The organism is Nonomuraea recticatena (genome assembly GCF_039533245.1).
Classification (GTDB): Bacteria; Actinomycetota; Actinomycetes; order Streptosporangiales; family Streptosporangiaceae; genus Nonomuraea; species Nonomuraea roseola.
This window is the reverse complement of the sequence record NZ_BAAATE010000005.1, coordinates 409356-434976: the sequence shown is the minus strand read 5'-3', so window position 1 is coordinate 434976 and position 25621 is coordinate 409356. Positions and strand designations below refer to the sequence as shown.

Below are 25621 nucleotides of genomic sequence, written 5' to 3'. Positions count from 1 at the left end.
CCGCCGTCAGGTCCGGGGACCGCTCTCGGCCAGCAGGGCGAGCGCCGTCGCGGCGAGCTGCTCGGCGCTTCCCTCCGCCACCTGGCTGGCCAGCACCTCGTACTCCGTCCTGCGGTAGGCGTCGGCGGTCGGCAGGTAGCCGGGATAGCCGTTGACGTAGCCGAGCACCACGGTGGGGCACGGCGCCGCTTCGGCGATCTGGTCGGCGACGGCCAGGAACGGCTCGCCCGGCAACCCCACGAGGGCGAGCCCGCCGACCCTGGCGACCCCCACCTCGGCGTCGATCGCGCCCGCCTCGGCCGCGGGCGTGTGGCGCGCCCGGAGTCCTTCCACCCGGCTGCGCGCCAGCCTGGCGGAGACCGGGTCGCCCGCGGCCTCGGCCCTCTCCAGATCGGCGGCGAGCGAGTCCGCGTCGACCGCCACGGCGGCGCGTGCGAGCGCGATCCGCCGCCTGGCGGTGCCGACCCGCGACCCCGCGGCCCACACCCGCCCTCCAGCCGCGCGCCCCGCCCCCTCCCCGCCCCGGCCAGAGCCACCGGAGTGAACCCCACCCGAGTCGGTCAGGAGGTCGAGGCAGCGGTCGGCGACGACCGCTCCCAGCCGGTCCAGCTCCGCGGCATCCTGCCCGCGCCTGGTGTGCCTGGTGCTGATGTCACCCGCCGCCCCCGTGGCGACCACCACCCACACACCTGGCCCCAGCCGCTCCTTCAGCGCTCTCCGCACGGCGCCCGCCAGATCCGCGCTGACCAGCAGGTTGGCAGCGGGCAGCACGGTCGGGTGGACGGGCAGCACCACCACGACCCCCGCCAGCCCTCCGTCGCGGACCGCGATGACGTCCAGCGGCACCACCGCCTCCGCCTGCGGCCTGCTGCGGTCGGCCCCGACCCCCCGCAGGTCGCCGCGGAGGGCCACCCCTTCGCTCGGCCGCTCACTGTCCACAGCCCTGTGGACGGCGGTGCGAACCGCCTCGGCGACCAGGTCGAGCCACGGCTCGGGGGTGGGTCCGCCCCCCGGCACGCATCCCGTCTCCGGCCCCGCGTGCGTGTGCGTGGCCGCCAGCCACAGCTCGCACCCGGCCGCTTCCCTGGCCCGCTCGGCCAGGTCATCGTTGACGCAGACGAGATCCGCGACGGCCAGTGCGAAGCGGCGTTCCCCGTCGGACCAGGTGACGGCGCTGACCTCGAGCGGATCGAGCGTCCCCGCCGACGGCCCCTGCCTGTCGAGGTAGCCGCCCATCGGCGTGCCCTCGGGCACGGTCAGCCCGGCGCTGCCGTATCCCACGTCCATCGCCCGGCTCATCGGGTCACCGTCCTGATCATCGAGTCGTAGACGCCGGGGTCGTCGGCGGCGGCCAGCAGGGCGGCGCCGGCCAGGCTGTCCCCCGCGGGCGGCTGGAGGCGCGCCAGGGGCAGGCGCGCGGCCAGCTCGGCCCCGAACGCGGCCCGCAGCCGGGAGTCCCGCAGCAGCCTGCCGGTCCAGGCGACAGGCACCACCTGCCCGTCCTCCGAGAAGCAGCGGGCGGCGGCGGCCACCGTGGAGGCCAGCTCACGGCCCGCCTCCGAGACGATGGCCCGCGCCGTGGCGTCGCGTTCGGCCAGCTCGAACACGTGGACGGCGAAGCGCGCGATCCGCGCAACCGCGTCGGGCGACAGGTAGAGCAGGCCGGGCAGCTCCGCCAGATCGCCCCAGACCGCGTGGGCGCGCTCGGTGAGCGCTCCTGCCTCGGCCCTGCCGTCGAAGCCCCTGTACGCCGCGTCCAGCCCCTGGCGTCCGATCCAGAACCCGCCGCCCGCGTCGCCGTAGAGGTAGCCCCAGCCGTCCACCTGCCTGACCGTGTCGGCCACGCCCAGCGCGATGGCGCCCGTGCCCGCGGCGAGCACCACGCCCCTGCCTCCCGCGAAGGCGCCCGCGTGCGAGGTGACCACGTCGGTGGTGATCATCACGCGCTCGGCCATGGCGAGCAGGCCGTCGGCGAGCGCGTCGTGGTCGTCCAGGAGCGTGGTCAGGCCCATGCAGATCGTGCCGAGCCCGCTCCATCCGGAGCCGATCCGCTCCAGCACGGCCTTCGCCGGGGAGCCCTCGGCGTACGACAGGCCGGGCGCCTGCCTGATCTCCTCGACGCGGCCGCGCGAGCAGAGCGCCAGGCGCAGGCCGGTCTGCCCGCCGTCGATCGCCAGGTCCATCTGGCCTCCCTTGGTCCTGATGAGGTGGTCCTGATGAGGTGAGGTGGTCGCGGTCAGGGCCGTAGCCCCGCCCTGCGGTACTCGGTGGGGGAGCAGCCGACGTGCCGCCTGAACACGCCGCGCAGCGCCTTCGCGCTGGGGTACCCGGTGCGCGCGGCGATCACGTCCACGGGCAGCGCCGTGGTGGTGAGCAGCCGGCGGGCGTGGCGCAGCCGCAGCCCTGTGAGGTGCCGCAGGAAGGTCGTCCGCCGCTCCTCGGCGAACAGGTGCGAGATGTAGAACGGGCTCGCGCACACCGCCTCGGCCACGGTCGACAGCCGAAGCCCCGGATCGGTGTAGTGCTCGGCCAGATACGTCTCCGCCAGCGCCAGGATGTCGGTGCGCGCGGGGGGCGGCATCAGCCGTCCCAGCGTCTCCCTCAGCCAGATGTGCAGGTAGGAGCGCTCGTGGATGTCGCCAACCGTCACGATGTCCTCGATCGGCAGCCGGGCGCAGGCCTCCACCCAGTCGGTCGAACCGTCCGGCAGGCGCGAGCGGTTGACCACGTCCACGACGAACAGCAACCCCCCGATGAGCCAGTTGCGCAGCGTCCCGGGATCGACATCGCGTTCGCTCGCGCACCTGTCCACCCAGCCGGCCAGCAGCCCCGCCGCGCCGTTGCGGTCACCGGCCCGCACCCGCCTGGTCAGCTCCTCCTCGATCCGCACAGGAGGTGACAGCGGGCCGCGCGCCGAGGAAGCCTCCGAAGAGATCACCCTGTCGCCGCCGAGCACCAGCTTGTAGTCGTTGGCCAGGCGCGCCTCCCTCTCCGCCTCCCTCTGCGCCTGCTCGTGGCCGAGGCGGGGGACGCCGAGGCTGACCGTGGCGGTCCAGGCCGTCTCCCTGACGATCCTGGCCCGCACCTCCTCGGCCAGCGCCGTCGCCTCCGACATCAGCGCCTCGGGATCGGCCCCCGTCAGCATCATCAGCCACTCCTCGGGCGGCTGCGGCCTGCAGGTCACACCGGGACGGCCGAAGGCCGCGGCGTGCACCGCGCGGTCGGCTCTCCGGAGCTGGCGGCCAGCCCACACCTGCCCCTGGACCTGAGAGGAGGCGACGAAGTCATCGATGTCCACCAGCGCGGCGACGGCATAGCTCATGCCTCCACTTTAGGCGGACCGAAATTTGACCGTATTTACGAGCGTGCCGACTCCCTCGACCGTCGCCCGCATGGTGTCGCCGTCCTTGAGCGGAGCGATCCCCGCGATGGTCCCCGTGGCGATGAGGTCGCCCGGCATCAGCGTCATCCCGTCGGACAGGTCGGCGATGAGCCGTGGGATGCCGAACACCATCTGCTTGGTGTTGGCCCGCTGCCTGACCTCGCCGTCCACCTCCAGCGTCAGCTCCAGCGCCTGCGGATCGGGCACCTCGTCCACGGTGGCCAGGTAGGGCCCCGCGGGGGCGAAGGTGTCGAACCCCTTGGACTGGTCCCACGGCACGTTGCGCCCGATGTTGACCAGTTGCAGGTCGCGCGCCGTCATGTCGTTGACGACGGTGTATCCGGCGACCGCCTCCCTCCACCGCTCGGCGGGCAGGTCTTTGGTGACCTTGCCGATGACGACGGCCAGCTCCACCTCGTGCTCCAGGTGGCTGGTCCGCGCGGGGGCGATGACCGGCCGGTTGTGCCCGGTCAGCGCGGACGGCGGCTTGAAGAACAGGACGGGCTCGGGCGGCACCTCCATGCCGCTCTCCTCGGCGTGCGCGACGTAGTTCAGCGCCAGACAGCAGATCTTCGTGCAGGTGGCCACGGGCGGCTCGAAGACGACGGCCGCCTCGTCGAGCACGGGCCTGCGCGAGGCGACCTCCTCGCTCAGACGGGACAGGCCGTGGGAGCTCAGCAGGGCCACGGGGTCGTCGGTGCCGAGATCGGCCAGGCTGACCAGCCCGCCGTCGCGCAGGGCGACCAGTTCGACGGGGGCGGAGGGGGTGCGCCGGATGCGTCCAAGGAACATGTCGGCAAGCCCACCAGCGGGCGCGAGGAGCCACAAGCACCGAAATTTGCGCTGACGACCCACTTCTTGCCCTCCTGCTTGTCGCCGGGCGACAGGCGGCCCTTTGATGGTCGCCATGACCCGCTCTCTGGACGTCAGCCGCGACCTCTACGCCACCGCCCAGCGCTTCATCGCGGGCGGCGTCTCCAGCGACGCCCGCCGTACCGCAGGCGTGCCTCTCTACGTCGACAGGGCCGCCGGATCGCGCCTGTGGGACGTGGACGGCAACGTCTATCTCGACTACGTCCTGGGCCAGGGGCCCGCGCTGCTCGGCCACTGCCCGCCCGCCGTCGTCGAGGCCGTCACCGCGCAGGTCTCGCGCGGCATCGTCTACTCCGCCCAGCACGCCGCCGAGGCGCGCGTGGCCGAACGCCTGTGCGCGATGGTGCCCTCCGCCGAGCGGGTCCGCTTCAACACCGTGGGCTCGGAGGCCGCGCACGCCGCCTGGCGGCTGGCCAGGGGGCACACGGGGCGGCCGAAGATCCTCAAGTTCGAGGGCCACTACCACGGCTGGCTCGACCCCGTCCTCTACAGCGTCCATCCCTCGCTGGAGGCGGCGGGCCCGGCCGACGCGCCGCTCGCCGTCCCCGGCACCGCGGGCCAGCCGCCCGCCGCCGACCTGGTCGTGGCCCCGTGGAACGACCTGGAGGCGCTCGCCCGTCTCATGGACGACGAGGTCGCCGCCGTGGTCATGGAACCCGTCCTGTGCAACACCGGCGCCATCGAGCCCGATCCCGGCTACCTGCGGGCCGTCAGGGAGCTGTGCGACAGGAACGGCAGCCTGCTGATCTTCGACGAGATCATCACCGGCTTCCGTCTGGCCCCCGGAGGCGCGCAGGAGTACCTCGGCGTCCACCCCGACCTGTCGATCTTCGGCAAGGCCATGGCCGGCGGCATGCAGGTCTCGGCCCTGGCGGGACGGGCCGACGTGATGGACACCATCTCCACAGGCAAGGTCGCGCACGCGGGCACGTTCAACTCCCAGCCCGTCGGCATCGCCGCGGCGGAGGCCACCCTGCGCATCCTCGACGAGCAGCGGCAGGAGGTCTACGGCACCCTGTACGCCCGTGGCAGGGCGCTCATGGAGGGCCTGAGGGAGGCGGCGGCGAAGGCGGGCGTCCCCTTGCTGGTGGACGGCCCCGGGCCGGTCTTCCAGACGTACTTCACCGAGGAGGAGTCGGTCAGGAACTACCGCGACTTCGCCCGCACCGACAGGGCCAGGATGGCGCTCCTGCACGCCGCGCTGCTCGAGCGCGGCGTCAACATGGTGCCGCGCGGCCTATGGTTCCTGTCCACGGCCCACACCGAGGGGGACGTCGCCGCCACCGTCGAGGTCTTCGCTGACGCGTTGAGGACCCTTCCGCTCGGTTGAGATCACCAGCGCCACGCCGACCAGGATGACCAGCCCGCCGATGAGGATCCGCGGGGTCACTGGCTCGCTCAGCACGAGCGCGCCCAGCGCCACGGCCACCGCGGGGTTCACGTACGCGTAGGTGGACACCAGCGAGATGGGCGCGTTGCCCAGCAGCCACACGAACGAGGTGAACCCCACCAGGGAGCCCACCAGGATCAGGTAGACCAGGCCCACCCACGAGCGCCCCGAGATCTGCGCGAGGTCCAGGTGCTCGCCTGTCGCCGTGCCGAGCAGCAGGAGGCCCACGCCGCCGACCAGCATCTCCACGGTGCTGGCGGCGAACGGGTTGGACGGCATCGAGATGCGGCTCGAGAGGAACGACCCCACGGCCCACGACAGCGACCCGAACAGGACCACGATGATGCCGATGGTCGAGCTCGCACCGCCGCCGCCCGTCAGGGACAGCGCCGCGACGCCGCCGAGCCCCACCAGCACCCCGGCCAGCGTGAGGACCTTGGGCCTGTCCCTGACCGCGAACCTGAACACCACCAGCCAGAGCGGCACGGAGGCGACGAGCAGCGCGGCCAGGCCGGTCGAGATGTGCTGCTCGGCGACCGCCAGGAGCCCGTTGCCGAAGGTCAGCAGCAGCAGGCCGACGACGGCCGCCCCGACGAACTCCCTGCGCGTCATCCTGAACACCGCCGTGCCCCTGCGGGCCACCAGGAAGGCGCCCAGCAGCACCCCTGCGGCCACGAAGCGCATGGCGCCGCTGTACATGGGCGGAATCGTCTCGACGGCGACGGCGATGCCGAGATACGTCGACCCCCACACCACGTAGACGATCCCCAGCGCTATCCAGACGAGGAGCCGTCTGTCAGTGGCGTTTTGTCCCATAGGTGCTTACCTTAGCCGCACCCGGTTCTCGGGGGTCAGCGGTGGGTCAGCACGTTGACGATCCGCCCGTTGGGGTCGCGGACGAAGAAGCGGCGCACGCCCCATGCCTCGTCGGTGAGCGGGTGGACGATCTCGGCCCCGGCCGCCACCACGGCCGCGTGCACCGCGTCCACGTCGGACACCTCGACGCTGAAGTCGGGCTGGACCGGCGCGGAGGCGTCGTGGCCGATGAGTGTCACCTGCGCCGTCGGGTTGTCCGGCGCGGCCATGGTCACCACCCAGCCGAGGTTCATGACCTCCTCGAAGCCGAGCAGGCCGTAGAACTCGCGGCTGTCGTCGATCGCCTCACTGCTGATGTCGGGCACTACCCTGCGGATGCTCATGCCTCCATCCTCGCGGGAGCCCGTGCCGAAGGGGTCCGCCGCCCCTGAAAAGGGGAAGGGGGGCGACGGACCGGATCACCTGGACCCCAGCTTCTCCACGATCAACCGGTAGAGCTGTCGTGGACGGCCGGGCTGGGGCGTGCGGTTCGGCGGAAGCGGCCACGCGAGTCCCTCGTCAACCAGCGTGCGCAGCAACCGCCGAGCGGTGCGCGGGGTGACCCCGAGCATCTTCCCGGCGCCCTCGGCGTCGACGACCGTGTCGCCGCCCTCCAGCTTCGCCGCCAGCCTCGCGAGCACCTCGATGCCCTTCGGCTTGAGCGGCGTCGACCCCTGAGGCGGCATCCTGGGCGCTGGGATCAGCGCCCGCCCCTCGCGGTCGACCGCGAACCCCTGCGCCTGCTTGCCCGCCTGCGAGCGGGCCAGCGCGGCGCGCGCGTGGGATTCGGCGTCATGGGTGGTACGGCCCATGCCCACGCCCACCTCGACCGCCAGCCCCAGCTCGTCGCGGATCCTGGCGGCGAAGGGCAGCACCCTGAAGCCGTCCGTCGCCGAGGCGATCGAGCCGCGGGTGGCGGTGACCAGGTAGCTGTGGTCGTCGATGGGCCAGACTGTTGCGTTGATCCTGTTGGCCTCCTGGACCAGCAGGCGGTGCAGTGACAGGCGCAGCTCGTCGCGCCAGTAGCGGGGCGCGGCCCTGCGCACGGGTTCGCGCAGTGTCGGCACCTCCACCAGCACCACGGTCAGCTGCGACTCCTCAAGCCTGTGGTGGGCGCCGAGCAGCGCCGCGGTATGCAGCGCGGTTCGCACGGCGGCCGAGGTCGGCCTGATCCTGACGACGGGGACCCCCGCCGTCTGCAGCCGGTCGGCGACCGCGGGCAGGCACGTGAGTGCCCCCGTGGTCGCCCCCTGTCTCGCCAGCCGTTCGTGGTAGGCCGCGATCGTGCCGGTGGCGCCCGGCTCGTCGCGGCTGTGCACGTCGGTGGCGGGTATCCCCAGATCGGTGTAGGCCTCCTCGACGTCGGCGCGGGCGACCACGTCGATGCTCACCCGCTGGGGGTCGAGCCTCGGGTCGATGGCCGCCTTGGCCAGCGCCGCTATCAATGCCGCCCCTCCGAGCTGTACGTACGTCGCCGGCATCGTCAGAACGCCGGAACGCCTCGCCAGATCGTAGGGGACAGGGCTGGCGAAAAGGCATGCGTCAACCCCTGGCCCGAGCCTCGTGACCTTGTCCGCCGCCTCCTGCTCGTCGCGGTAGGCGGCGGCGACGAGGCGGCAGGGCAGGGGCGCCGCGGCGTGGCCCATCAACATGACGCGTTCGACCAGATCGTGAGGTCCGACCACGCCGATCGTGAGGTCCGGTGTCATGGCGCCCGGGCGTGACACTCGGGGAGGCTCTTCGGTCCGCTCGACCAATGTTCGTCCCATCCTGCCGTCCATTGCAGTGCTCTCTTTTGGAACGATCGCTCGCGAGGGCCATAATGTCACGCCCAAATTTTCCAGAAAGTCGCCCTGGAAAGAGTTTAACCAGGTCAGCGCTACGAAACCTCGCGAATAATATCCGCGCCCAACGCCCGCATTCGTTCGGCCAGATGCGCATGGCCGCGGTCGATGAGATAGCCGGACTCGATGACGGTCTCGCCTTCGGCGGCGAGCCCCGCCAGAACGAGTGCGATTCCTGAGCGGAGGTCGTGCGCCGTCACCCTGGTGCCGACGAGCGGGGTGTGGCCGTGGACGGTGGCCGCGTTGTCCTTCACCCGCACATCGGCGCCCATCTTGTTGAGCTCGCCCGCGAGTGCGAAACGGCCGTCGAAGATGCGCTCGTGGATGTAGCTGATGCCGTCGGCGAAGCAGGCCACGGTCATCATCGGCGACTGCAGGTCGGTCGCGAACCCGGGATAGGTGTCGGTGATGACGTTGATCGGCTTGAGCGGGCTGTTGTGGCAGCGGACGTTGAGCACCGCCCCCTGAGTGCGGAACTCGACGCCCATCTGCTCCAGCTTGTAGCGCACGACGCCCAGGTCGAGGCCGGTGCCGACGAGGCTGAGCTCGCCGCCGGTGATGGCCGCCGCCATGGCGAACACGCCCGCGTCGAGCCTGTCGGGCATCACGGTGTGCTCGACGGCGTGCAGCTCGGTGACGCCCTCGACGGTGATGAAGCCGGTGCCGCCGCCGCGGATCTTCGCGCCCATCTTGGTGAGCATGTCGATCACGTCGAGGACCTCGGGCTCCAGCGCCGCGTTCTCGATCACGGTGGTGCCGCTGGCCAGGGCCGCGGCCATGATGAGGTTCTCGGTGCCGGTGTGGCTCGGGGTGTCGAGGTACAGCGTCGCGCCGGTCAGGCCGGACGACTTGACGTGGATGACGGTCTCGCTCTCGTCCACGATCGCGCCGAGGCGCTTGTAGCCGAGGTAGTGGAAGTCGAGGTTGCGGCTGCCGAGATTGCAGCCGCCGACGCCCTCGACCACGGCCTCGCCCAGCCGGTGGAGCAGGGCGGGCGTGAACAGCACCGAGCCGCGGAAGCGCCTGGCGATCTCGGCGGGCAGCACGGGGTTGGTCAGCCTGGAGGCGTCGATCACCAGCGTGCGTTCGGCCTCGTGCAGCTCCACATGCGCGCCGATGGCCTGCGCGAGTTCGACCGCGCGGCGGACGTCCTCGATGATGGGGACGTTGCGCAGGACCGTACGGCCCTTGGCCGCGAGCAGGGCGGCCCCGATCATGGGCAGCACGGCGTTCTTCGCGCCCTGGATGAACGCGGTTCCACGCAGTGCGTTGCCACCGCGCACGCGGTAACGGACCATTCGCTTCTGCTCTCCTCGGAAGAATGTGTTCGGGACGCGCCCACAGTAGCCGCTGTGAACCGCTGAGCCGGCCGATTCGCCCCGTGACTACCCGGTAAAGGAGTGTCCTGTGAGGCGCTCGTATGCCTCGACATAGCGCTGCCTGGTGCGCTCGACCACCTCGTCGGGAAGGCGAGGAGGAGCCTCTCCGGATGATTTGTCCCATCCGGATTCCGGCGAAGTAAGCCAGTCGCGGACATATTGCTTGTCGAATGAGGGCTGCGCGTGCCCCGGCTCCCATTGATCGAGTGGCCAGAAACGGGAGGAGTCGGGGGTGAGGGCCTCGTCTCCGAGGGTCAGAACTCCGTTGGAATCCCAACCGAGTTCGATCTTGGTGTCGGCGAGGATGATGCCGCGCTCGTGGGCGATCTCGGCGCCCCGCGTGTAGACGGCGAGGGTGATCCTGCGCAGTTCCTCTGCCGTCTCCTGGCCCACCTCGGCGACCACCTGGTCGAAGGAGATCGGCTCGTCGTGCTCGCCGATGGGGGCCTTCGTGGAGGGGGTGAAGATGGGCTCGGGCAGGCGCGAGCCGTCCTGCAGGCCCTGCGGCAGCCGTACGCCGGAGACGGCGCCGTCGCGGCGGTAGTCGGCCAGGCCCGAGCCCGCGAGGTACCCGCGCGCCACGCACTCCACCGGCACCATCGTCAGCGGCTTGCACACCATGCTGCGCGCGTCGGGCGCGGCGCCCGCCAGGTGGTGGGGGACGATGTCGCTGAGCTGGTCGAACCACCACAGGGAGAGCTGCGTGAGGATCGCGCCCTTGTCGGGGATCTCCGGTTCGAGCACGTGGTCGAAGGCGGAGATGCGGTCGGAGGCGACCATCAGCAGGAGGCCCTCGTCGGTCTCGTAGAGGTCGCGGACCTTGCCGGAGTGCACGTGCTTCATCGGGCGATGTCCGTCCTGTGGTGCGAGCCGCGCAGCTCGATCCTGTCCACGAGCTCGTAGGCGTGGGTTCTGGCGCTCTCCTGGTCGGGGCCGGAGCCGACGACCGCGAGCACGCGCCCGCCCGAGGAAACGATCCTGCCGTCGTCGAGGGAGGTGCCCGCGTGCAGCACGTAGGCGTGCTCCGTCGGCTCAAGCCCGGAGATCACGTCGCCCTTGACGGGGTCGGCGGGGTAGTTCTCCGCCGCGATCACCACCGCCACGGCGGAGCCCTCGCGGTAGGAAAGCGGAGGCTGGTCGGCCAGCTCGCCCGTCGCGCACGCCAGCAGCAGCCCCGCCAGCGGCGTCTCGAGCCTGTCGAGCACGACCTGCGTCTCGGGGTCGCCGAACCTGGCGTTGAACTCGATGACCTTCGGCCCCTTTGACGTCAGCGCGAGACCGACGTACAGCACCCCGTTGTACGGCAGGCCGCGCCCGGCCAGCTCGGCCACCGTCGGGTGCACGACCTCGCGCATCACCTGCTCCGACAGCTCCTTCGGCGCCCACGGCAGCGGCGTGTAGGCGCCCATGCCGCCGGTGTTGGGCCCCTCGTCGCCGTCGTAGGCGCGCTTGAAGTCCTGGGCGGGCTGCAGCGCCACGGCGGTCGACCCGTCGCACAGCGCGAACAGCGACACCTCGGGGCCGTCGAGGAACTCCTCGATCACCACCCGCTCGCACGCCTGCGCGTGGTCGAGCGCCTGGCCGAGGTCGTCGGTGACGACCACGCCCTTGCCCGCGGCCAGCCCGTCGTCCTTGACCACGTAGGGCGCGCCGAACTCCCCGAGCGCCGCCTCCGCCTCCTCGCGCGTGGAGCAGGTGCGCGACCTCGCCGTGGGAACGCCCGCGGCGTTCATGACGTCCTTGGCGAAGGCCTTGGAGCCCTCGATCATCGCCGCGCGCCCGCTCGGGCCGAAGCAGGGGATGCCCTTGGCGCGCACCGCGTCGGCCACCCCCGCCACGAGCGGCGCCTCGGGGCCGACGACGACCAGGTCGGCCCGCAGGCTCTCGGCCAGCTCGGCGACCCGCGCGGGGTCGGTGGGTGAGATGTCGTGGAGGGTCGCGATCTCCGCGATGCCGGCGTTGCCGGGCGCACAGTGGAGCTCGGAAACCTGGGGGTCGAGTTTGAGCGAGCGGCACAGGGCGTGTTCCCGCCCGCCGGATCCAATCACTAGAACGCGCACGCGCCCATTCTCCCAGTTCACTGCTTTGCGTTTTCACCCGCGTGCGGAGTCCGAGAAGCCGATGTGCGGGAAGGGGGTGGAAAGTTTGTGCAGTTCTACGTGATCGCCAGACCCGCCGGCGAGTAACCTGTGGGGGGTTCCTCGGCCTGTGATAGGTTGGGTCGGCTTTGCGGCGTCTCGTGTGATTGGAGGTGGTCCGGGATGAAACCTGGTGATCCCAGCAGTACGTGCTCGCGCACGTTCATTGTGCGCACCCCCGACCACTCCAATTCGGCAGCCTGATCGTGCATCCACGCATCTCTAGATTGAGGTGATCTTTCGTCCTGCGTGGACCGTGCCAGGTCGGGCGGAAAGGGACTGCCATGCGCTCGTCCACGATCTTCCGTCGCATCAACCGTCACCCCGTTTCCGTGCACGCCGCACGCCAGCCGGCCTCGCCCGTACGTGAGAGCTGCGTGCCGCCCGTCGACTCCATCGTCGAGTACGGCGCCTACATCAACGGCAAGAAGATCTGCTCCGAAGGCATCGTCGAGTCACTCGAGCTGGTGCGCGCCCACAACGTCGCCCACGACGGCGCCAAGGCCTTCGTCTGGGTCGGCCTGCACGAGCCGGAGGCGCCCGAGGTCGAGTGGCTGGCCGAGGTGTTCGGCCTGCACCCGCTGTCGGTGGAGGACGCGGTCAAGGCCCATCAGCGGCCCAAGATCGAGCGCTACGGCGACTCCCTGTTCATGGTCTTGAAGACCGTCGCCTACCTCGACCACAACGAGCTGACCGCGACCAGTGAGATCATCGCCACCGGCGAGATCATGGTCTTCCTCGGCGCCGACTTCGTGGTGACCGTGCGGCACGGCAGGCACTGCCCGCTCACCGAGGTCCGCGAGAAGCTCGAGGACAAGCCCAAGCTGATGAACCGCGGGCCCACGGGTGTGCTGCACGCGATCTCCGACCACGTCGTCGACCGCTACCTGCAGGTCGCCGACCTCATGCAGCTCGAGCTCGAAGAGGTCGAGGCCACGGTCTTCGCCGACGTCAGCTCCCGCGACATCAACCGCATCTACCAGCTCAAGCGGGAGATGCTGGAGATGAAGCGCGCGGTCACGCCGCTGCAGCCGCCCATGGCCTCGCTCCCGCAGCGCCGCGTCATCCCGAGCGAGATGCGCGAGTACTTCCGCGACGTCGGCGACCACCTGGCCAGGGTGTGCGAGCAGGTCGAGTCGTCCAACGAGCTGGCCAACTCGATCCTGCAGGCCGCGCTCGCCCGCTCCAACACCCTCGCCAACGAGGACATGCGGAAGATCTCCTCGTGGGTGGCGATCATCAGCGTGCCCACGATGATCGCCGGGATCTACGGGATGAACTTCGACTTCATGCCCGAGACCAAGCAGGTGTGGGGCTACCCCGTCGTGCTGGCTGTCATGATCACTGCCTGCACGTTCCTCTATCGCGGCTTTCGCCGTAATGGATGGCTTTAGTTCTCATTTGACCGTATTGCCGGACCGCCGGGCGTGCCTTTACGACGTTCCGGGCAGCGTTCACGGTATGTATGGGGGAAGAGGGACCAAGACCATCATCGGCACGATTCTTGCCGGTTCGGCGCTGTTCGCGGCCTCGGCCTGCGCCAGCGACACACAGTCCGGCACCTTCACCGCTCAACGGGATGACTCGAGGGCGGTGGCTGACAAGATCGCCGGCCTCGTGTCTCCGACGGGGATGCCCCCGGGCGACCCTACGGGTTACCCGCCGGGTGATCCCTCGCCCGGCGACCCGAGCCCCGGCGACCCGAGCCCCGGCGACCCGAGCCCCGGTGAGGCGAGCCCCGGCGCCGGCGCGGGGGACCTGCAGAAGGCGGGCTCGGCGGCGACGGAGGCCATCGAGGGCGGCACGATCATCTCGATCGAGGCAGAGGACGACGGGCGCCTCTGGGAGGTCCACGTCGTCGGCAGCGACGGCGTCGAGCAGCAGCTGGACGTGGACGCGGAGTCAGGCGACGTGGTCTCGGGCCCCACGGCCGAGGACGACGACGCGGGGGACAAGGCAAGGCTCATGGCTCTGGTCAAGGGCGCCGAGCTCAGCTATGAGGAGGCGGCGGAGAAGGTCGCCACCGCGGTGCCCGGAGGCAAGATCACCGAGCTGAGCCTCGACAGGCACCAGGGCAAGGTGGTCTGGGAGGCCGACGTGATGGGCAGCGACGGCACCAAGCAGGAGGTCAGGGTCGACGCCAAGGACGGCACGGTCACCAAGAACCGTTCGACGGACTGACCGCAAGGCCGGCTCAGACCCCGACGGGCTTGAGCGGTCCCACGGGACGGGGGAGCGCCAGGTCGCGCTCCTCCCACAGCTCTCTCATCAGGTCGGGATAGTCGGTGACGACGCCCGCCACTCCGAGGTCGAGCATCCGCTCGGCCGTGGCGGCGTCGTTCACCGTCCACACCGCGACGGGCATGCCCGCCGCGGCCGCCTGTGCCATCAGCGCCTCGTCCACCATCACGTGTTCGGGCGAGAGCGTGGTGCCGCCCGCGGCCCGCGCCGCGGCGGGAATGTCGTCGCCCAGGTCGTCGTGCCAGTGCAGCGTGTCGCGCTCGATCAGGGCGAAGCGCTGGGCGCCGGGGGCGAGCGAGGCGGCGTGAGCGATGATCCGCCAGTCGAAGCTGAGGATCGCCGCGTTGCCGAGCCTGCCGTGCCTGTCGAGCTCGGCCACCACGGCCTCGGTGAACTCCAGCGGATCGGGCGTCAGCTCCGGCCTGGTCGGATCCGACTTCAGCTCGACGTGCAGCCTGACCGAGTCGGCGTCGTAGGCGTTGACCAGGCCGAGCACCGCGCCGAGCGTCGGCATGCGGGTCTCGGGCATGGGCTTCTGCGTGAGCGCGAAGGGATCGTTGGGGTGCCGCGGCAGCCGCACCCCGACGTCCAGCGTGCGCAGCTGGGCGAGGGTGAGGGCGTTGATGGGCTTGCCCACGTAGGGGAACATCGGGTCCTGCGCCGCCGCGGGCCGCGTGTCGGCGCTCGTCACGGCCGAGACCGTGAGGTCGTGCGTGAGCACGAGACGCCGGTCGGCGGTGAGGGCGACGTCGAACTCCAGCGCATGGACGCCCATCTCCATGGCGTGGCTCAACCCGGGAAGGGTGTTCTCGGGCCAGAGCCCTCTCGCACCCCGATGACCGTGAATTTCGACATGCACATCGGGGACCTTACCGCTATGGCGCGGTGGTGACGCGCGTGCCACGCCGGGAGTCGTTTGTCCTGATCTTTCCGTTTAGTGGCGTGCAGTCGCGACGACGGCCGATGACGCGCACCGGCCGTCGCAGGAGGCGCTCGTCAGACCAGGGAGTGCAGCTGGATGGTCTGGTCGCGGCCGGGGCCGACGCCGATCGCGGAGATGCGCGACTCGCTCATCTCCTCCAGCGCCCGCACGTACGCCTGGGCGTTGGCGGGCAGGTCCTCGAAGCTCCTGGCCTTGGAGATGTCGCCCTCCCAGCCGGGGAACTCCTCGTAGATCGGCTTCGCGTGGTGGAAGTCGGTCTGCGTCATCGGGATCTCGTCGTGCCGTACGCCGTCGACGTCGTAGGCGACGCACACGGGGATGCGCTCGAGGCCCGACAGGACGTCCAGCTTGGTCAGGAAGAAGTCCGTGACGCCGTTGATCCTGGTGGCGTAGCGCGCGATGACCGCGTCGAACCAGCCGCAGCGGCGGTTGCGGCCGGTGGTCACGCCGTACTCGCCGCCGGTCGTGCGCAGCCAGTCGCCCATCTCGTCGGTCAGCTCCGTCGGGAACGGGCCCGAGCCGACGCGCGTCGTGTACGCCTTCAGGATGGCGATGACGCCGGTGAGGCGGTTGGGCGGGATGCCCGCGCCCGCGCACGCCCCTCCGCTGGTCGGCGAGGAGGAGGTGACGAACGGGTAGGTGCCGTGGTCGATGTCGAGCAGCGTGCCCTGACCGCCCTCGAGCAGCACGAACTTGTCGTCGTCCAGCGCCCTCTTCAGCACCAGCGAGGTGTCGGCGATGTGCGGCGTCAGCCGCTCGGCGTAGCCGAGGTACTCCTCCAGCACCTTCTGCCCGTCGATGCCGCGCCTGTTGTAGACCTTGGTCAGCACCTGGTTCTTCTCGCCGAGCACGGCCTCGATCTTCTGCGCGAGGATGCCGGGGTCGAGCAGGTCCTGGACCCTGATGCCCATGCGGTAGATCTTGTCGCCGTACGCGGGGCCGATGCCGCGCCCGGTCGTGCCGATCTTCGCCTTGCCGAGGTAGCGCTCGGTCACCTTGTCGAGCGCCTTGTGGTGGGGCATGATCAGGTGCGCGTTCGCCGAGATCAGCAGCCGCTCGGCGGAGATGCCCCGCTCGGCCAGAGCGTCGAGCTCCGACAGCAGCACACCCGGGTCGATGACCACGCCGTTGCCGATCACCGGGACCACGTCAGGCGACAGGATGCCGGTGGGCACGAGATGCAGGGCGTACTTCTGGTCGCCGATCACGATGGTGTGACCCGCGTTGTTACCGCCCTGGTAGCGAACGACGTAGTCGACGGCGCCGCCGAGCAGGTCGGTCGCCTTCCCCTTGCCCTCATCGCCCCACTGGGCACCCAAGACAACGACAGCCGGCATGGTTATCTCTCCCGAGCAAAACGAAAACCCCTGACGCAAGCGCGACAGGGGCTCTTGCGTGGAGAGACTACCCGAGTATGCCCTTTCGTCCCAAGAGCTAGCCCTTGGCCAGCGCGTCGTAGGCCTCGCTGCTGCTGTCCTTGAGGAACTGCAGGCACCGCTCGGCCTCGTCCTTCTCGCCGATCGACTGGGCGGCCCTGTGCAGCGAGTAGAGGCAGCGCAGAAAACCGCGGTTGGGTTCGTGCTCCCACGGGATCGGCCCGTGCCCCTTCCATCCGCTCCTTCTCAGCTGGTCGAGGCCACGGTGGTAGCCGGTGCGGGCGAAGGCGTAGGAGGTGACCGCGTGGCCCTTGGCGAAGTATTCCTCCGCGAGGGTGGCCCAGGCCGCCGGGTAGGCGGGGAAGCGCGCTGCCACATCGGACGCCTTAGCGCCGGACTCCAGCGCCTCTCGGGCCTCGGGCAGGTCCGGCAGGTGGGTCGGGGGCGGCCCGGCGAGAAGGTTATCCATAGGACAAGTCATACCCGTCCAGCGGCGGAAGTGGCTAGGAGATCTTCGTCGCAGTCCTTTTGACGGCGTACGGCAGCGTCAGCATCGGCGAGGTGGTGCGCGGCGCGGTCGTCCTCGACTCGGGCAGAGGCGACCTCGAGGTCGGCCTCAGGCAGGGCACCGCCGCCTGGCTGGACCTCGACTCGCACTTCGGCTCCGTCGACGTCCCGCTGGCCGCCGCCCACGACGGCCCGCGCCAGGCCGAAGAGACGGTCGAGGTGCGCGCCCGCACCCGCTACGGAGACATCCTGGTCCGCCGCTCCTGACTCGCTTCGCCCCCACTCCCGGAGACGAGGCACCGTGAGTGACCTTCGAACCCGGCCGGCAACACGTCAGAGGGCGGCACGGGAGAGCCCCGCTCCCCGTGCCGCCCTCTGAGGTCCTGGAGGTCAGCCGAGCTTGGTGCCCGCCGACTTCAGGTCCTGGCAGGCCTGGACGATGCGGGCCGCCATCGCCGTCTCCGCCGACTTGCCGTACGAGCGGGGGTCGTAGACCTTCTTGTTCCCGACGTCCCCGTCGACCTTCAGCACCCCGTCGTAGTTGCGGAACATGTGGTCCGCGATCGGCCTGGTGAAGGCGTACTGCGTGTCGGTGTCGATGTTCATCTTCACCACGCCGTAGGAGATCGCCTCGTGGATCTCCTCGAGGAGGGAGCCCGAGCCGCCGTGGAAGACCAGGTCGAACGGCTTGTCCTTGCCGTACTTCGCGCCCACGGCGTCCTGGATGTCCTTGAGCACCGGCGGACGCAGCTTCACGTGACCCGGCTTGTAGACGCCGTGCACGTTGCCGAACGTGGCGGCCAGCATGTACCTGCCCTGCTCGCCGACGCCCACGGCCTCGGCGGTGGCCAGCGCGTCCTCGGGCGTCGTGTAGAGCTTCTCGTTGATCTCGCCGACGACGCCGTCCTCCTCGCCGCCGACGACGCCGATCTCCATCTCCATGATGATGTTGGCGCGGTGGCACTTCTCGAGCAGCTCTCGCGCGATCGAGAGGTTCTCGTCCAGCGGTACGGCCGAGCCGTCCCACATGTGGGAGTTGAAGATGGGGTCGCCGCCGCGCTCGAGGGAGAGCTCGATCAGCGGCCGCATGAAGCCGTCGAGCTTGTCCTTCGGACAGTGGTCGGTGTGCAGGGCCACGTTCACCGGGTAGTTCCTGGCCACCACCCTCGCGTACTCGGCAAGGGCCACGGAGCCGGCCACCATGTCCTTCACCGTGGTGCCGGAGAGGAAGTCGGCGCCGCCGGTGGAGATCTGGACGATCCCGTCGCTCTCAGCCTCGGCGAATCCGCGCAGGGCGGCGTTCAACGTCTGCGAGGAGGTCACGTTGATCGCCGGGTAGGCGAAGCCGCCCGCTTTCGCCCTGTCGAGCATCTCGGCGTAGACCTCTGGAGTCGCGATAGGCATGGCTCATCTCCCTGGGGTATGTACGGCTTTCGCGGAGCCCAGTATTCCGGCTCACTACCCGCCGTGGTAGTGACAACGCGCCCTTGATGCAGGCGACGGCACGTACCGGCACCCTGCCGTCCCGGTAGGCTCTCCGCGTGGAATCGCTCTTGGACCTCGTGGACCCGCAGTGGTGGCTCACCATGCTCGGCGCCTTCGCCACTATTGGCGTGCTCGCCATCATCTTCGCGGAGACGGGTCTGCTGATCGGTTTCTTCCTGCCGGGTGACTCGCTGCTCGTGGCCGCGGGCATCTTCAGCTCCGCCGCGGCGGCCAAGGGCATCGGCATCGAGGCGCTGTCCTTTCCCGTGCTGGTCATCGGCACCCCGCTGTGCGCCGTCGCCGGTGCGCAGCTGGGGCATCTGATCGGCGCGAAGGTGGGCCGCAAGCTCTTCGACAAGCCCGACTCGCGGTTGTTCAAGCGCGAGCACGTCGACAAGGCCGAGTACTACTTCGAGAAGTTCGGCCCCGCCAAGGCCGTGGTGATCGCACGCTTCGTGCCGATCGTCCGCACGTTCATGAACCCGGTCGCGGGCGTGCTGGAGATGCCCGCGCGCACGTTCTTCCTGTGGAACGTGATCGGCGGTGTGTTCTGGGTCGAGAGCATGCTGTTCATCGGGCACTTCCTGGGCAGTCAGGTCGACCCCGACAAGATCGACAAGTACATCCTGCCCGGCGTCTTCCTCATCGTGCTGATCTCGGTCATCCCGATCATCGTCGAGGTCGTCAAGAGCCGCAGGAACGGCGGTCACCAGATTCCCGTGCCGACGGGCAAGCACCACCGCGTCCCGTAGACCTCCGCCGGCGTTGGCTACCCTCCGACTATGGGGCGCCATCGGTCCGACCCGATGGGGGCGGCCCGCCTGGTGCTGATCGGGCTGGGGGCCGCCCTCCTGCTGGCGCTCGTCTTCGTCGGAGGTCGCGCGCTGGTCGGCACCCTCTCGACGGAGACCCCGGCCCCCACGGCGTCCGCGACCCCGAGCGCGGCGCCCACGGAGAGGACGGCGACGCTCAGGATCGCGTGCGTGGCGGAGATCTGCCCCGTGGTGCTGGTGCGGGTGCCCGGCGGGGACGTGCTCAACGACCGTGACCTGACCAGGGGCGAGGAGATCGTCTACTACGAGCCCGAGCTCGACGTCGCCATCGGCGACACGAGCACGGTCGAGGTCACGGTGAACGGCACGCCCAGGCCCAAGGGCAGGCCCGGCCAGCAGGAGGCCTTCACCGTCAGCCGGGCAACCCCAGGTCCGGCAGGGTGAAGGCGCTGCGGTACTCGAGGCCCTCCTCGGCCATTCTCGGCGCCGCGCCCCGCTCGACGATCGTTGCGACGGCGACCACCTCGGCGCCCGCCTCGCGGGCGGCGGCGACGGCGGTCAGCGGAGAGCCGCCGGTGGTGGAGGTGTCCTCGACGACGAGCACCCTGCGGCCCTTGATGTCGGGGCCCTCGATCCTGCGCTGCATGCCGTGCGCCTTCTGCGCCTTGCGCACCACGAAGGCGTCGAGGGTACGGCCCCGCGCCGCTGCCGCGTGCATCATGGCCACCGCCACCGGGTCGGCGCCCAGCGTGAGCCCGCCGACCGCGTCGTAGTCGAGGTCGGAGGTCAGGTCGAGCATGACCCTGCCGACGATCGGCGCCGCCACTCCGTCGAGGGTGATGCGCCGCAGGTCGAGGTAGAAGTCGGCCTCGAGGCCCGAGGAGAGCACGACTCTGCCGTGCACGACGGCCTTCTTCTGGATCTCGGCCAGCAGGTTCTCGCGGTCAGTCATGTCCACAAGCTTAAAGTCGCCAGTGCGTCGCGGTAGCGGTCGGGCAGCGCGACGACCTCGACGAGGCCCGCGTCGCGCAGCCGCCTGGTCCTCGGCCTGGTCGTCAGCGCTGCCGCCCGGTCGTGGCCCAGCCGTACGAGGGTGTCGCCCAGCGGGAAGACCTCCCGCAGCAGGGCCGCCACGTGCAGCAGCGCGGCGACACGCTCCCACGTGTCGGCGACGGTCACGGTGACCACGACGAGGCCGTGCAGGCGAGCGGTGCCCTCACGGTAGATCTCGGCCAGCCTGGTGCGCAGGTAGGCCACGCTGACCAGGCCGGTGAGCGGGTCCTCGCAGCGCAGCTCGCCGATCGGCGCGAAGCCTGCCTCGGCCCAGCCCGTGGCGAACGAGCGCAGCGCCGCCAGCGGCGGGTCCGCGCCGCCGAGGAGGCGGAAGAGCGCGGCCAGGTCGGTCATGCCCTCGGCGATGCCCACGCCCGCCCGGGCGCGGGCGTCGCCGAGGGCCATGCAGGCGCGGGTCAGGCCGTGGCCCCTGTTCACGGCCTTGATCGCCTGCTCGACGGCGGGTGTCCACCAGTCGTGGGGCATCGCCCACCCGGTGGCCAGACTCCCTTCGCGCCACTGCGCGCGCAGATCCCGGGTGTCGTCGTCCATGTGCTGCGCGGCGCCGGCAAGGGAGCGCCACTCCTCCTCTCGATACAAAGACTGGCTTTGGGGTTAGTCATGACGCGGAATGAGGAATGATTCGAGCGGCAACTCCAGGTAATCGTGAGGTCACTATGAGTGTCGAACTGCCGCAAAGTGATGCGCATCTCCTCGAATCGGCGCGAAGAGGCAATGCCGCTGCGTTCGGAGAGCTCTGGGAGCGTCACGTCGGTGCCGCCCGCTCGCTCGCCCGCCAGTTGGTCAGGGGTGAGGAGGTGGTGGAGGACGTGGTCGCCGAGTCCTTCACCAAGATCATTGAGCTGGTCGGGCGGGGCGGCGGCCCCGAGGCGGCCTTCAGGCCGTACCTGCTGACCGTGGTGCGCCGCACGATCTACGACAGGGGCAGGGTCGAGAGCCGCCAGGTGACCACGGGTGAGATCGAGGTGTTCGACCCCGGTGTGCCGTTCGTCGACCCCGCGCTGACCGGGCTGGAGAAGTCGCTGATCGCCAAGGCGTTCCTCTCCCTGCCCGAGCGATGGCGCCTGGTGCTGTGGCACACCGAGGTCGAGAACGCCAAGCCCGCCGACGTCGCGCCCATGCTCGGCCTGTCGCCCAACGGGGTGGCGGCGCTGGCCTACCGGGCCCGCGAGGGGTTGCGCCAGGCCTACCTGCAGATGCACCTGGCCGGAGCGCCCCTCCAGGAGTGCAGGCCGGTGCTCGGCAGGATGGGCGCGTACGTGCGGGGCGGGCTCGCCAGGCGCGAGAGCAAGAGCGTCGACGATCACATCGACGCCTGCGCCGAGTGCCGCTCGGTCTTCCTCGAACTGGCCGACGTCAACCAGGGCCTGCGTGTCATCATCGGCCCGCTGTTCGTCGGGCCCGCCTTCGCCGCCTACGTCGCGGGCCTGGCCAAGGCGGGCGGCGCGACGGGCGGCGGCATCCTCTACGCGCTCGGCTGGATCAGGCGGGCGCCGAGGAGCCGGCAGGCCGCGGCGGCGGGAGGCACGGCCGCGGCGATCGCCGCGGCCGTGGTGGTCATGCTGGTCTCCGACCAGAAGCCGCTCCCACCTCCCCAGGCGCTGCCCACGGTCGCGGCGCAGCCGCCTCCCGCCCAGCCCGAGACGCGACCCGAGCCGCCAAGACCGAAACCCGAGCCGCCCAGACCGAAACCCGAGCCGCGACCGACGCCGCCGACCGAGCGGCCACCACCCAGCCAGGCCGGCAAGCAGGGCAAGGCCCGGCTGAGCGCCACCATCCATCCCCTCGGCGCGCTGGTGAAGGCGCAGCCCGGCATGGTGGCGGTACGGCTGCGCAACAGCGGCAGGGCGGCCAGCGAGGAGCTCGTCGCGACGGTCGACCTGCCGCAGGGCGTCTCGCTGATCCCCGCGCAGACGAAGGGCGGCTCCGTGGGCCTGACCGAGCCCGTGGGCACGGTCGACGGCTGGTCCTGCCGGCCGGAGGGCGACGGCGCCAGGTGTGTCAGAGGGCCGCTCGCCGCGGGCAGGGCGACGGCCGTCTTCCTGCGTGTGGTCGTGGCCGCGCACGCGCCGGAGGGAGCCGGTCCCGCCGTACGGATCTCTTCGGGCGGGGTCAGCGTCAGGGCCAGCGCGAGCGCGGGCGTGAAGGCGGAGGGCGCGCCCGCCCGCTTCGCCACCGACGGGAAGGTGGTCGTCAAGGCGGTCGGCAACACGCTGCTGACCTGCCCAGGCGACCGCAACGGCTGCGAGGAGGCGGGCGCGCTGAGGGACGGCGGCAGGCGCGACAACGACCTGTGGCCCATGCGGCCGCTCGACGCCGACAAGGTCCTGGCCACGAAGTCCTCCAGCGGTGCCCGCCTTGAGCTGCCGAGCGGCGGACGGGTCGTGTGGGCGGGGCTCTACTGGTCGGCGACAGCCAAGATGACGGGGCCGATCAAGTTCAGGGCCCCCGGCGTCAGGCGCTACCGCACGATCGTGCCCGACAGGGTCATGCGAAGGGAGCTTCCCGCCGGCCCCGGCTACCAGGCCTTCGCCGACGTCACGCAGTACGTCAGCGACAGCAGGGGCAAGGGGCTGTGGTGGGCGGCCGACGCGCCGATGAAGGAGGGGATCTCCGAGCACGCGGGCTGGAGCCTGGTGGTGATCGCGACCGACCCCCGCAGGCCCTACAGCCAGGCGGTCATCCTCGACACGGCCACGGTCGTCGGCGGCGACGATCCGCGCATCGAGCTGCCGCTGGGCGGGCTGATCCCGGCCGCGAGCCCCGCCGACATCGAGCTGGTCACCTGGGAGGGCGACGCCGACCTCCGAGGCGACAGGGTCTCGGCCGGCACCCCCCTCGGAGGCGACCGCGACGCGGGCAACGTCTTCGACAGTTCGTCCAACGGGGCCACAGGATTGACATTCGGGGTCGACGTCGACTCGTTCACCGCCACACTGGGGGAGGAACCAACGCTGAGAATCTCCACGAAGACAGATGTCGTGCTGTTCGGTGTGGCTGCCGTGAGCGTCCGCGCCAGGTCGTGACCCCGAACAGGACAAACTGGTACGGTCTGCGGGAATCCGACGGCGTATCGCCGTTTCGCCGGGATTCACCCTCGAACGATCAGATGCTTCATTACCCTGAGAGAGGGCCGCCGAGTCCGGCTCTGGCGGTGCAGAGCCGGTAGGGGTCGGGCCACGAGAAAGGGGCGGTGTCAGTGGATCGCTGCGCGCTGTTCGTCGACGCTGGCTATCTGCTGGCCGATGGCGCGATGGCTGTACATGGGACCCGCCATCGAGAAGCCGTCTCCTGGGACTACCCGGGGCTGCTGCAACTGATGTCCAACCTGTCGCGCGAGCGTACGGGCCTGCCGCTGCTGCGCTGCTACTGGTACGAGGCCACCGTCGAGGGCAGGCGCACGCCCGAGCACGACGTGCTCGCCGACATCCCCGGGCTCAAGCTGCGCCTGTCGCGCATCAGGCCGGGCCGCCGCGAGGGCGTCGACGCCCAGGTGCACCGCGACCTGATGACCCTCGCGCGCAACAGCGCCATCTGCGACGCGGTCGTGGTCAGCGGCGACGAGGACCTCGCCCAGGTCGTCTGCGACGCGCAGGACCTCGGCATCCGCGTCACCGTGGTGCACATCGCCGCCGACGGCGGCTGGGCGGTGTCGCGATCGCTGCGACAGGAGTCCGACGACCTCATCGAGATCGGCGGCGGGCACCTGCGGCCCTACGTCAACCTGGTCACCGGCTCCACCGACGCCTCCAACGGCGCACAGCCGGTCAGCAACGGCCAGGCCACCCACGCGCTGCCGCCGAGCCCGCAGCCCTCGCTCCAGCAGTCCTCTTCTCCCGTCGTCCAGCCGGGCAGCCATTCCGCCGCCCACCTGGCCAACGCGCCCACGCAGGGCCAGCCGCTCTCGCAGGGCCAGCCCCTTCCTCCCTCGCAGGGCCAGCCGCTCTCTCCCTCGCACGGCCAGCAGCTCTCGCCTTCGCAGGGTCAGCAGCTCTCACCCTCGCAGGGTCAGCCGCTTTCGCCCTCGCAGGGTCGCGGGCAGAGCTCTCCGCCGCCCGCGCTGCCGGCCTATCCGAGCTACCAGGCCGACCCGCCGTCCGCTCCGCAGCAACAGCAGCCCACGCCCTCCGCTCCCCAGTCCCAGCCGCAGTCCCAGCAGCCTCCGCAGGTCACGCACAGCCCGACAGGGCCCATGCAGACCACCGGCCAGTTCCCCTCCCCCTCCAGCGGCGGCACCTACCAGCCCGCCCCGCTCGGCGCCTACACCGGGCCGCAGCCCGCCCCCGTCGTCGCCCCCGCCACCGCGGGAGCCGCCACGACCCTGGCCGACGCGGTGAAGGCCGCGCACAAGGAGGGGCACGACTTCGGCGAGTCCGTCGCGAGAGACGCGCCCGCGCTGTGGCTGGAGGCGGTGCTGGCCCGCAAGCCCCGCATGCCGTCCGACCTGGAGGCGCGGCTGCTGCAGGGCTCGTCGCTGCCCATCGACTTCCTCCTGCACGACGAGGTACGGCACGCGCTACGCCGCGGCTTCTGGGACGCCCTCGAACGCGCCCGCCGCTGAATATGTGTTGACCGCGCATTGCGGCATTAGAGACAGCATGCGAAACCCCCGAGGGTGACGCGAGGGCCTCCCACCGTGGTCCTGCCCCGGTGATGCGGGCGTGGCAGCATCGTGACAGCGAAGGCGGGCAGGCCAGAGGGGGTGGCCTACCCGCGCGACATAGGTGTCAGCTCAGGGCGTCGAAGCCGGCGCGGAGGTGGTCGAGCCGGTCGGCCAGGTCGGCCAGCGGCGAGGTCAGCCCCGGGTCGGAGGACTTGCGGGCGAGTTCGCGCACCCTCTCGAGCTCGTCCTCCACCGCCGTCAACCTGCGCGACAGCTCGGGCAGCACTGCGGGCTGGGCCGCGCTGTTACCGGGCGGCAGCTCGCCCGCCAGCCGTTCGCGCAGCAGCGACGCCTGCTCGGTGAGCCGCTTGTTCATGTTGTAGAGCTCGACGAACACCGACACCTTCGCCCTGAGCACCCACGGGTCGAAGGGCTTGGTGAGGTAGTCGACGGCGCCCGCCGCGTAGCCGCGGAAGGCGTAGTCGGGGGCGCTGTCGACGACGGTCAGGAAGATGATGGGGATGTTGCGGGTGCGTTCGCGCCGCTTGATGTGCGCGGCGGTCTCGAACCCGTCCATGCCCGGCATCCGGACGTCGAGCAGGATCAGCGCGAACTCGGTGCCGAGGAGCGCCTTCAGCGCCTCCTCTCCCGATCTGGCCCTGACGGGGGTCAGGTCGAGAGAGCTGAGGATGGCCTCAAGGGCGATGAGGTTCTCCTCACGGTCGTCGACCAGGAGGATCTTGGCTCGGTCTGCCATG

Annotated in this window: 25 protein-coding genes; 8 read left to right on the top strand and 17 right to left on the bottom strand. The window is 70.6% G+C overall.

From position 1 onward, the window contains the following. Positions 1–6: 6 nt before the first annotated feature. Genes ABFX50_RS13650 through ABFX50_RS13635 form a run of 4 tightly spaced genes read right to left on the bottom strand, consistent with a single transcriptional unit; the run spans position 7 to position 4174 of the window. Positions 7–1299, bottom strand: a complete 1293-nt coding sequence (locus ABFX50_RS13650; RefSeq protein ID WP_346146364.1) for a hypothetical protein — start codon at positions 1297–1299, stop codon at positions 7–9. Then, complete coding sequence (locus tag ABFX50_RS13645) at positions 1296–2183, bottom strand: N-acetylglucosamine kinase (RefSeq protein WP_346146363.1); 888 nt, start codon at positions 2181–2183, stop codon at positions 1296–1298. Before ABFX50_RS13645 ends, ABFX50_RS13650 begins: the two co-directional genes overlap by 4 nt. Before the next feature lie 53 nt (positions 2184–2236). Then, positions 2237–3322, bottom strand: coding sequence for a helix-turn-helix domain-containing protein (locus ABFX50_RS13640; RefSeq protein WP_346146361.1), 1086 nt, complete (start codon positions 3320–3322; stop codon positions 2237–2239). 9 nt (positions 3323–3331) lie between these two features. Beyond that, positions 3332–4174 (bottom strand): fumarylacetoacetate hydrolase family protein, encoded by an 843-nt coding sequence (locus ABFX50_RS13635; protein ID WP_346146359.1) that lies wholly within the window; start codon positions 4172–4174, stop codon positions 3332–3334. 115 nt (positions 4175–4289) lie between these two features. Here ABFX50_RS13635 and ABFX50_RS13630 point away from each other — a divergent pair, with 115 nt between their 5' ends. Next, a complete protein-coding gene (locus ABFX50_RS13630) occupies positions 4290–5585 on the top strand; it encodes an aspartate aminotransferase family protein (protein ID WP_346146357.1) in 1296 nt (431 codons plus the stop codon). Here the strand turns inward: ABFX50_RS13630 and ABFX50_RS13625 are convergent. The 6 genes from ABFX50_RS13625 to purD form a co-directional block, all read right to left on the bottom strand. Further along, positions 5493–6461: an EamA family transporter gene (locus ABFX50_RS13625; RefSeq protein ID WP_346146355.1), complete on the bottom strand. Its 969-nt coding sequence runs from the start codon at positions 6459–6461 to the stop codon at positions 5493–5495. The two genes, ABFX50_RS13630 and ABFX50_RS13625, sit on opposite strands and share 93 nt — an antisense overlap. Before the next feature lie 35 nt (positions 6462–6496). Then, positions 6497–6844, bottom strand: a complete 348-nt coding sequence (locus ABFX50_RS13620) for a VOC family protein (RefSeq protein ID WP_346146353.1) — start codon at positions 6842–6844, stop codon at positions 6497–6499. Positions 6845–6919: 75 nt separating this feature from the next. Then, complete coding sequence (locus ABFX50_RS13615; protein ID WP_183652498.1) at positions 6920–8209, bottom strand: transcriptional regulator; 1290 nt, start codon at positions 8207–8209, stop codon at positions 6920–6922. 170 nt (positions 8210–8379) lie between these two features. After that, positions 8380–9642 (bottom strand): UDP-N-acetylglucosamine 1-carboxyvinyltransferase, encoded by a 1263-nt coding sequence (gene murA / locus ABFX50_RS13610; RefSeq protein WP_183652495.1) that lies wholly within the window; start codon positions 9640–9642, stop codon positions 8380–8382. 87 nt (positions 9643–9729) lie between these two features. Next, positions 9730–10566: a phosphoribosylaminoimidazolesuccinocarboxamide synthase gene (locus tag ABFX50_RS13605; protein WP_346146350.1), complete on the bottom strand. Its 837-nt coding sequence runs from the start codon at positions 10564–10566 to the stop codon at positions 9730–9732. After that, positions 10563–11783 carry a phosphoribosylamine--glycine ligase gene (gene purD / locus ABFX50_RS13600; RefSeq protein ID WP_183652489.1) on the bottom strand — a complete coding sequence of 407 codons (1221 nt, stop codon included), beginning with the start codon at positions 11781–11783 and terminating at the stop codon, positions 10563–10565. Before purD ends, ABFX50_RS13605 begins: the two co-directional genes overlap by 4 nt. 362 nt (positions 11784–12145) lie before the next feature. Here purD and corA point away from each other — a divergent pair, with 362 nt between their 5' ends. Together corA and ABFX50_RS13590 are read left to right on the top strand one after the other, a co-directional pair. Next, positions 12146–13255 carry a magnesium/cobalt transporter CorA gene (gene corA, locus ABFX50_RS13595; protein WP_183652486.1) on the top strand — a complete coding sequence of 370 codons (1110 nt, stop codon included), beginning with the start codon at positions 12146–12148 and terminating at the stop codon, positions 13253–13255. 67 nt (positions 13256–13322) lie between these two features. Further along, the gene (locus tag ABFX50_RS13590) at positions 13323–14042 is read left to right on the top strand and encodes a PepSY domain-containing protein (RefSeq protein WP_346146347.1); all 720 of its coding nucleotides are present in this window, start codon (positions 13323–13325) and stop codon (positions 14040–14042) included. A 13-nt stretch (positions 14043–14055) separates the two neighbouring features. On the opposite strand, the gene ABFX50_RS13585 is transcribed toward ABFX50_RS13590, so the two are convergent. The 3 genes from ABFX50_RS13585 to ABFX50_RS13575 all read right to left on the bottom strand — a co-directional run bounded on the left by ABFX50_RS13585 (position 14056) and on the right by ABFX50_RS13575 (position 16890). Further along, positions 14056–14961 carry a glycerophosphodiester phosphodiesterase family protein gene (locus ABFX50_RS13585; protein ID WP_183652480.1) on the bottom strand — a complete coding sequence of 302 codons (906 nt, stop codon included), beginning with the start codon at positions 14959–14961 and terminating at the stop codon, positions 14056–14058. Positions 14962–15098: 137 nt separating this feature from the next. After that, positions 15099–16382, bottom strand: coding sequence for an adenylosuccinate synthase (locus ABFX50_RS13580; protein ID WP_183652477.1), 1284 nt, complete (start codon positions 16380–16382; stop codon positions 15099–15101). Positions 16383–16479: 97 nt separating this feature from the next. After that, the gene (locus ABFX50_RS13575) at positions 16480–16890 is read right to left on the bottom strand and encodes a DUF3151 domain-containing protein (RefSeq protein ID WP_221241238.1); all 411 of its coding nucleotides are present in this window, start codon (positions 16888–16890) and stop codon (positions 16480–16482) included. A gap of 59 nt (positions 16891–16949) precedes the next feature. On the opposite strand from ABFX50_RS13575, the gene ABFX50_RS13570 reads away from it, so the two are divergent. Continuing rightward, positions 16950–17195, top strand: coding sequence for a DUF4097 family beta strand repeat-containing protein (locus ABFX50_RS13570; protein ID WP_346146344.1), 246 nt, complete (start codon positions 16950–16952; stop codon positions 17193–17195). 123 nt (positions 17196–17318) lie between these two features. Here the strand turns inward: ABFX50_RS13570 and fbaA are convergent, their stop codons facing one another. Beyond that, positions 17319–18332, bottom strand: a complete 1014-nt coding sequence (gene fbaA, locus ABFX50_RS13565; RefSeq protein WP_346146342.1) for a class II fructose-bisphosphate aldolase — start codon at positions 18330–18332, stop codon at positions 17319–17321. 137 nt (positions 18333–18469) lie between these two features. On the opposite strand from fbaA, the gene ABFX50_RS13560 reads away from it, so the two are divergent. Together ABFX50_RS13560 and ABFX50_RS13555 are read left to right on the top strand one after the other, a co-directional pair. Next, the gene (locus tag ABFX50_RS13560; RefSeq protein WP_346146340.1) at positions 18470–19165 is read left to right on the top strand and encodes a DedA family protein; all 696 of its coding nucleotides are present in this window, start codon (positions 18470–18472) and stop codon (positions 19163–19165) included. 30 nt (positions 19166–19195) lie between these two features. Further along, the gene (locus ABFX50_RS13555) at positions 19196–19630 is read left to right on the top strand and encodes a DUF4115 domain-containing protein (protein WP_346146339.1); all 435 of its coding nucleotides are present in this window, start codon (positions 19196–19198) and stop codon (positions 19628–19630) included. Here the strand turns inward: ABFX50_RS13555 and ABFX50_RS13550 are convergent. Both ABFX50_RS13550 and ABFX50_RS13545 read right to left on the bottom strand, forming a co-directional pair. Continuing rightward, entirely contained in the window at positions 19599–20138 is a 540-nt protein-coding gene (locus tag ABFX50_RS13550) for a phosphoribosyltransferase family protein (RefSeq protein WP_346146337.1), read from the bottom strand. The genes ABFX50_RS13555 and ABFX50_RS13550 overlap by 32 nt on opposite strands. After that, positions 20135–20839 carry a hypothetical protein gene (locus ABFX50_RS13545; protein ID WP_346146335.1) on the bottom strand — a complete coding sequence of 235 codons (705 nt, stop codon included), beginning with the start codon at positions 20837–20839 and terminating at the stop codon, positions 20135–20137. Before ABFX50_RS13545 ends, ABFX50_RS13550 begins: the two co-directional genes overlap by 4 nt. Before the next feature lie 38 nt (positions 20840–20877). On the opposite strand from ABFX50_RS13545, the gene ABFX50_RS13540 reads away from it, so the two are divergent. Both ABFX50_RS13540 and ABFX50_RS13535 read left to right on the top strand, forming a co-directional pair. Continuing rightward, positions 20878–23286 carry a sigma-70 family RNA polymerase sigma factor gene (locus tag ABFX50_RS13540; RefSeq protein ID WP_428834691.1) on the top strand — a complete coding sequence of 803 codons (2409 nt, stop codon included), beginning with the start codon at positions 20878–20880 and terminating at the stop codon, positions 23284–23286. A gap of 173 nt (positions 23287–23459) precedes the next feature. Further along, the gene (locus tag ABFX50_RS13535) at positions 23460–24821 is read left to right on the top strand and encodes an NYN domain-containing protein (protein ID WP_346146458.1); all 1362 of its coding nucleotides are present in this window, start codon (positions 23460–23462) and stop codon (positions 24819–24821) included. Between the two features lie 166 nt (positions 24822–24987). On the opposite strand, the gene ABFX50_RS13530 is transcribed toward ABFX50_RS13535, so the two are convergent. Next, positions 24988–25620 carry a response regulator gene (locus ABFX50_RS13530; RefSeq protein WP_183652447.1) on the bottom strand — a complete coding sequence of 211 codons (633 nt, stop codon included), beginning with the start codon at positions 25618–25620 and terminating at the stop codon, positions 24988–24990. Between the last annotated feature and the right edge of the window lies 1 nt (position 25621).

What these genes read in the sequence shown, in the direction of transcription:
- ABFX50_RS13650 (WP_346146364.1), bottom strand. Translation starts at nt 1,299, where the DNA reads ATGAGCCGGGCGATGGACGTGGGATACGGCAGCGCCGGGCTGACCGTG.
- ABFX50_RS13645 (WP_346146363.1), bottom strand. Translation starts at nt 2,183, where the DNA reads ATGGACCTGGCGATCGACGGCGGGCAGACCGGCCTGCGCCTGGCGCTC.
- ABFX50_RS13640 (WP_346146361.1), bottom strand. Translation starts at nt 3,322, where the DNA reads ATGAGCTATGCCGTCGCCGCGCTGGTGGACATCGATGACTTCGTCGCC.
- ABFX50_RS13635 (WP_346146359.1), bottom strand. Translation starts at nt 4,174, where the DNA reads ATGTTCCTTGGACGCATCCGGCGCACCCCCTCCGCCCCCGTCGAACTG.
- ABFX50_RS13630 (WP_346146357.1), top strand. Translation starts at nt 4,290, where the DNA reads ATGACCCGCTCTCTGGACGTCAGCCGCGACCTCTACGCCACCGCCCAG.
- ABFX50_RS13625 (WP_346146355.1), bottom strand. Translation starts at nt 6,461, where the DNA reads ATGGGACAAAACGCCACTGACAGACGGCTCCTCGTCTGGATAGCGCTG.
- ABFX50_RS13620 (WP_346146353.1), bottom strand. Translation starts at nt 6,844, where the DNA reads ATGAGCATCCGCAGGGTAGTGCCCGACATCAGCAGTGAGGCGATCGAC.
- ABFX50_RS13615 (WP_183652498.1), bottom strand. Translation starts at nt 8,209, where the DNA reads ATGACACCGGACCTCACGATCGGCGTGGTCGGACCTCACGATCTGGTC.
- murA (WP_183652495.1), bottom strand. Translation starts at nt 9,642, where the DNA reads ATGGTCCGTTACCGCGTGCGCGGTGGCAACGCACTGCGTGGAACCGCG.
- ABFX50_RS13605 (WP_346146350.1), bottom strand. Translation starts at nt 10,566, where the DNA reads ATGAAGCACGTGCACTCCGGCAAGGTCCGCGACCTCTACGAGACCGAC.
- corA (WP_183652486.1), top strand. Translation starts at nt 12,146, where the DNA reads ATGCGCTCGTCCACGATCTTCCGTCGCATCAACCGTCACCCCGTTTCC.
- ABFX50_RS13590 (WP_346146347.1), top strand. Translation starts at nt 13,323, where the DNA reads ATGTATGGGGGAAGAGGGACCAAGACCATCATCGGCACGATTCTTGCC.
- ABFX50_RS13580 (WP_183652477.1), bottom strand. Translation starts at nt 16,382, where the DNA reads ATGCCGGCTGTCGTTGTCTTGGGTGCCCAGTGGGGCGATGAGGGCAAG.
- ABFX50_RS13575 (WP_221241238.1), bottom strand. Translation starts at nt 16,890, where the DNA reads ATGGATAACCTTCTCGCCGGGCCGCCCCCGACCCACCTGCCGGACCTG.
- fbaA (WP_346146342.1), bottom strand. Translation starts at nt 18,332, where the DNA reads ATGCCTATCGCGACTCCAGAGGTCTACGCCGAGATGCTCGACAGGGCG.
- ABFX50_RS13555 (WP_346146339.1), top strand. Translation starts at nt 19,196, where the DNA reads ATGGGGCGCCATCGGTCCGACCCGATGGGGGCGGCCCGCCTGGTGCTG.
- ABFX50_RS13550 (WP_346146337.1), bottom strand. Translation starts at nt 20,138, where the DNA reads ATGACTGACCGCGAGAACCTGCTGGCCGAGATCCAGAAGAAGGCCGTC.
- ABFX50_RS13540 (WP_428834691.1), top strand. Translation starts at nt 20,878, where the DNA reads ATGATTCGAGCGGCAACTCCAGGTAATCGTGAGGTCACTATGAGTGTC.
- ABFX50_RS13530 (WP_183652447.1), bottom strand. Translation starts at nt 25,620, where the DNA reads ATGGCAGACCGAGCCAAGATCCTCCTGGTCGACGACCGTGAGGAGAAC.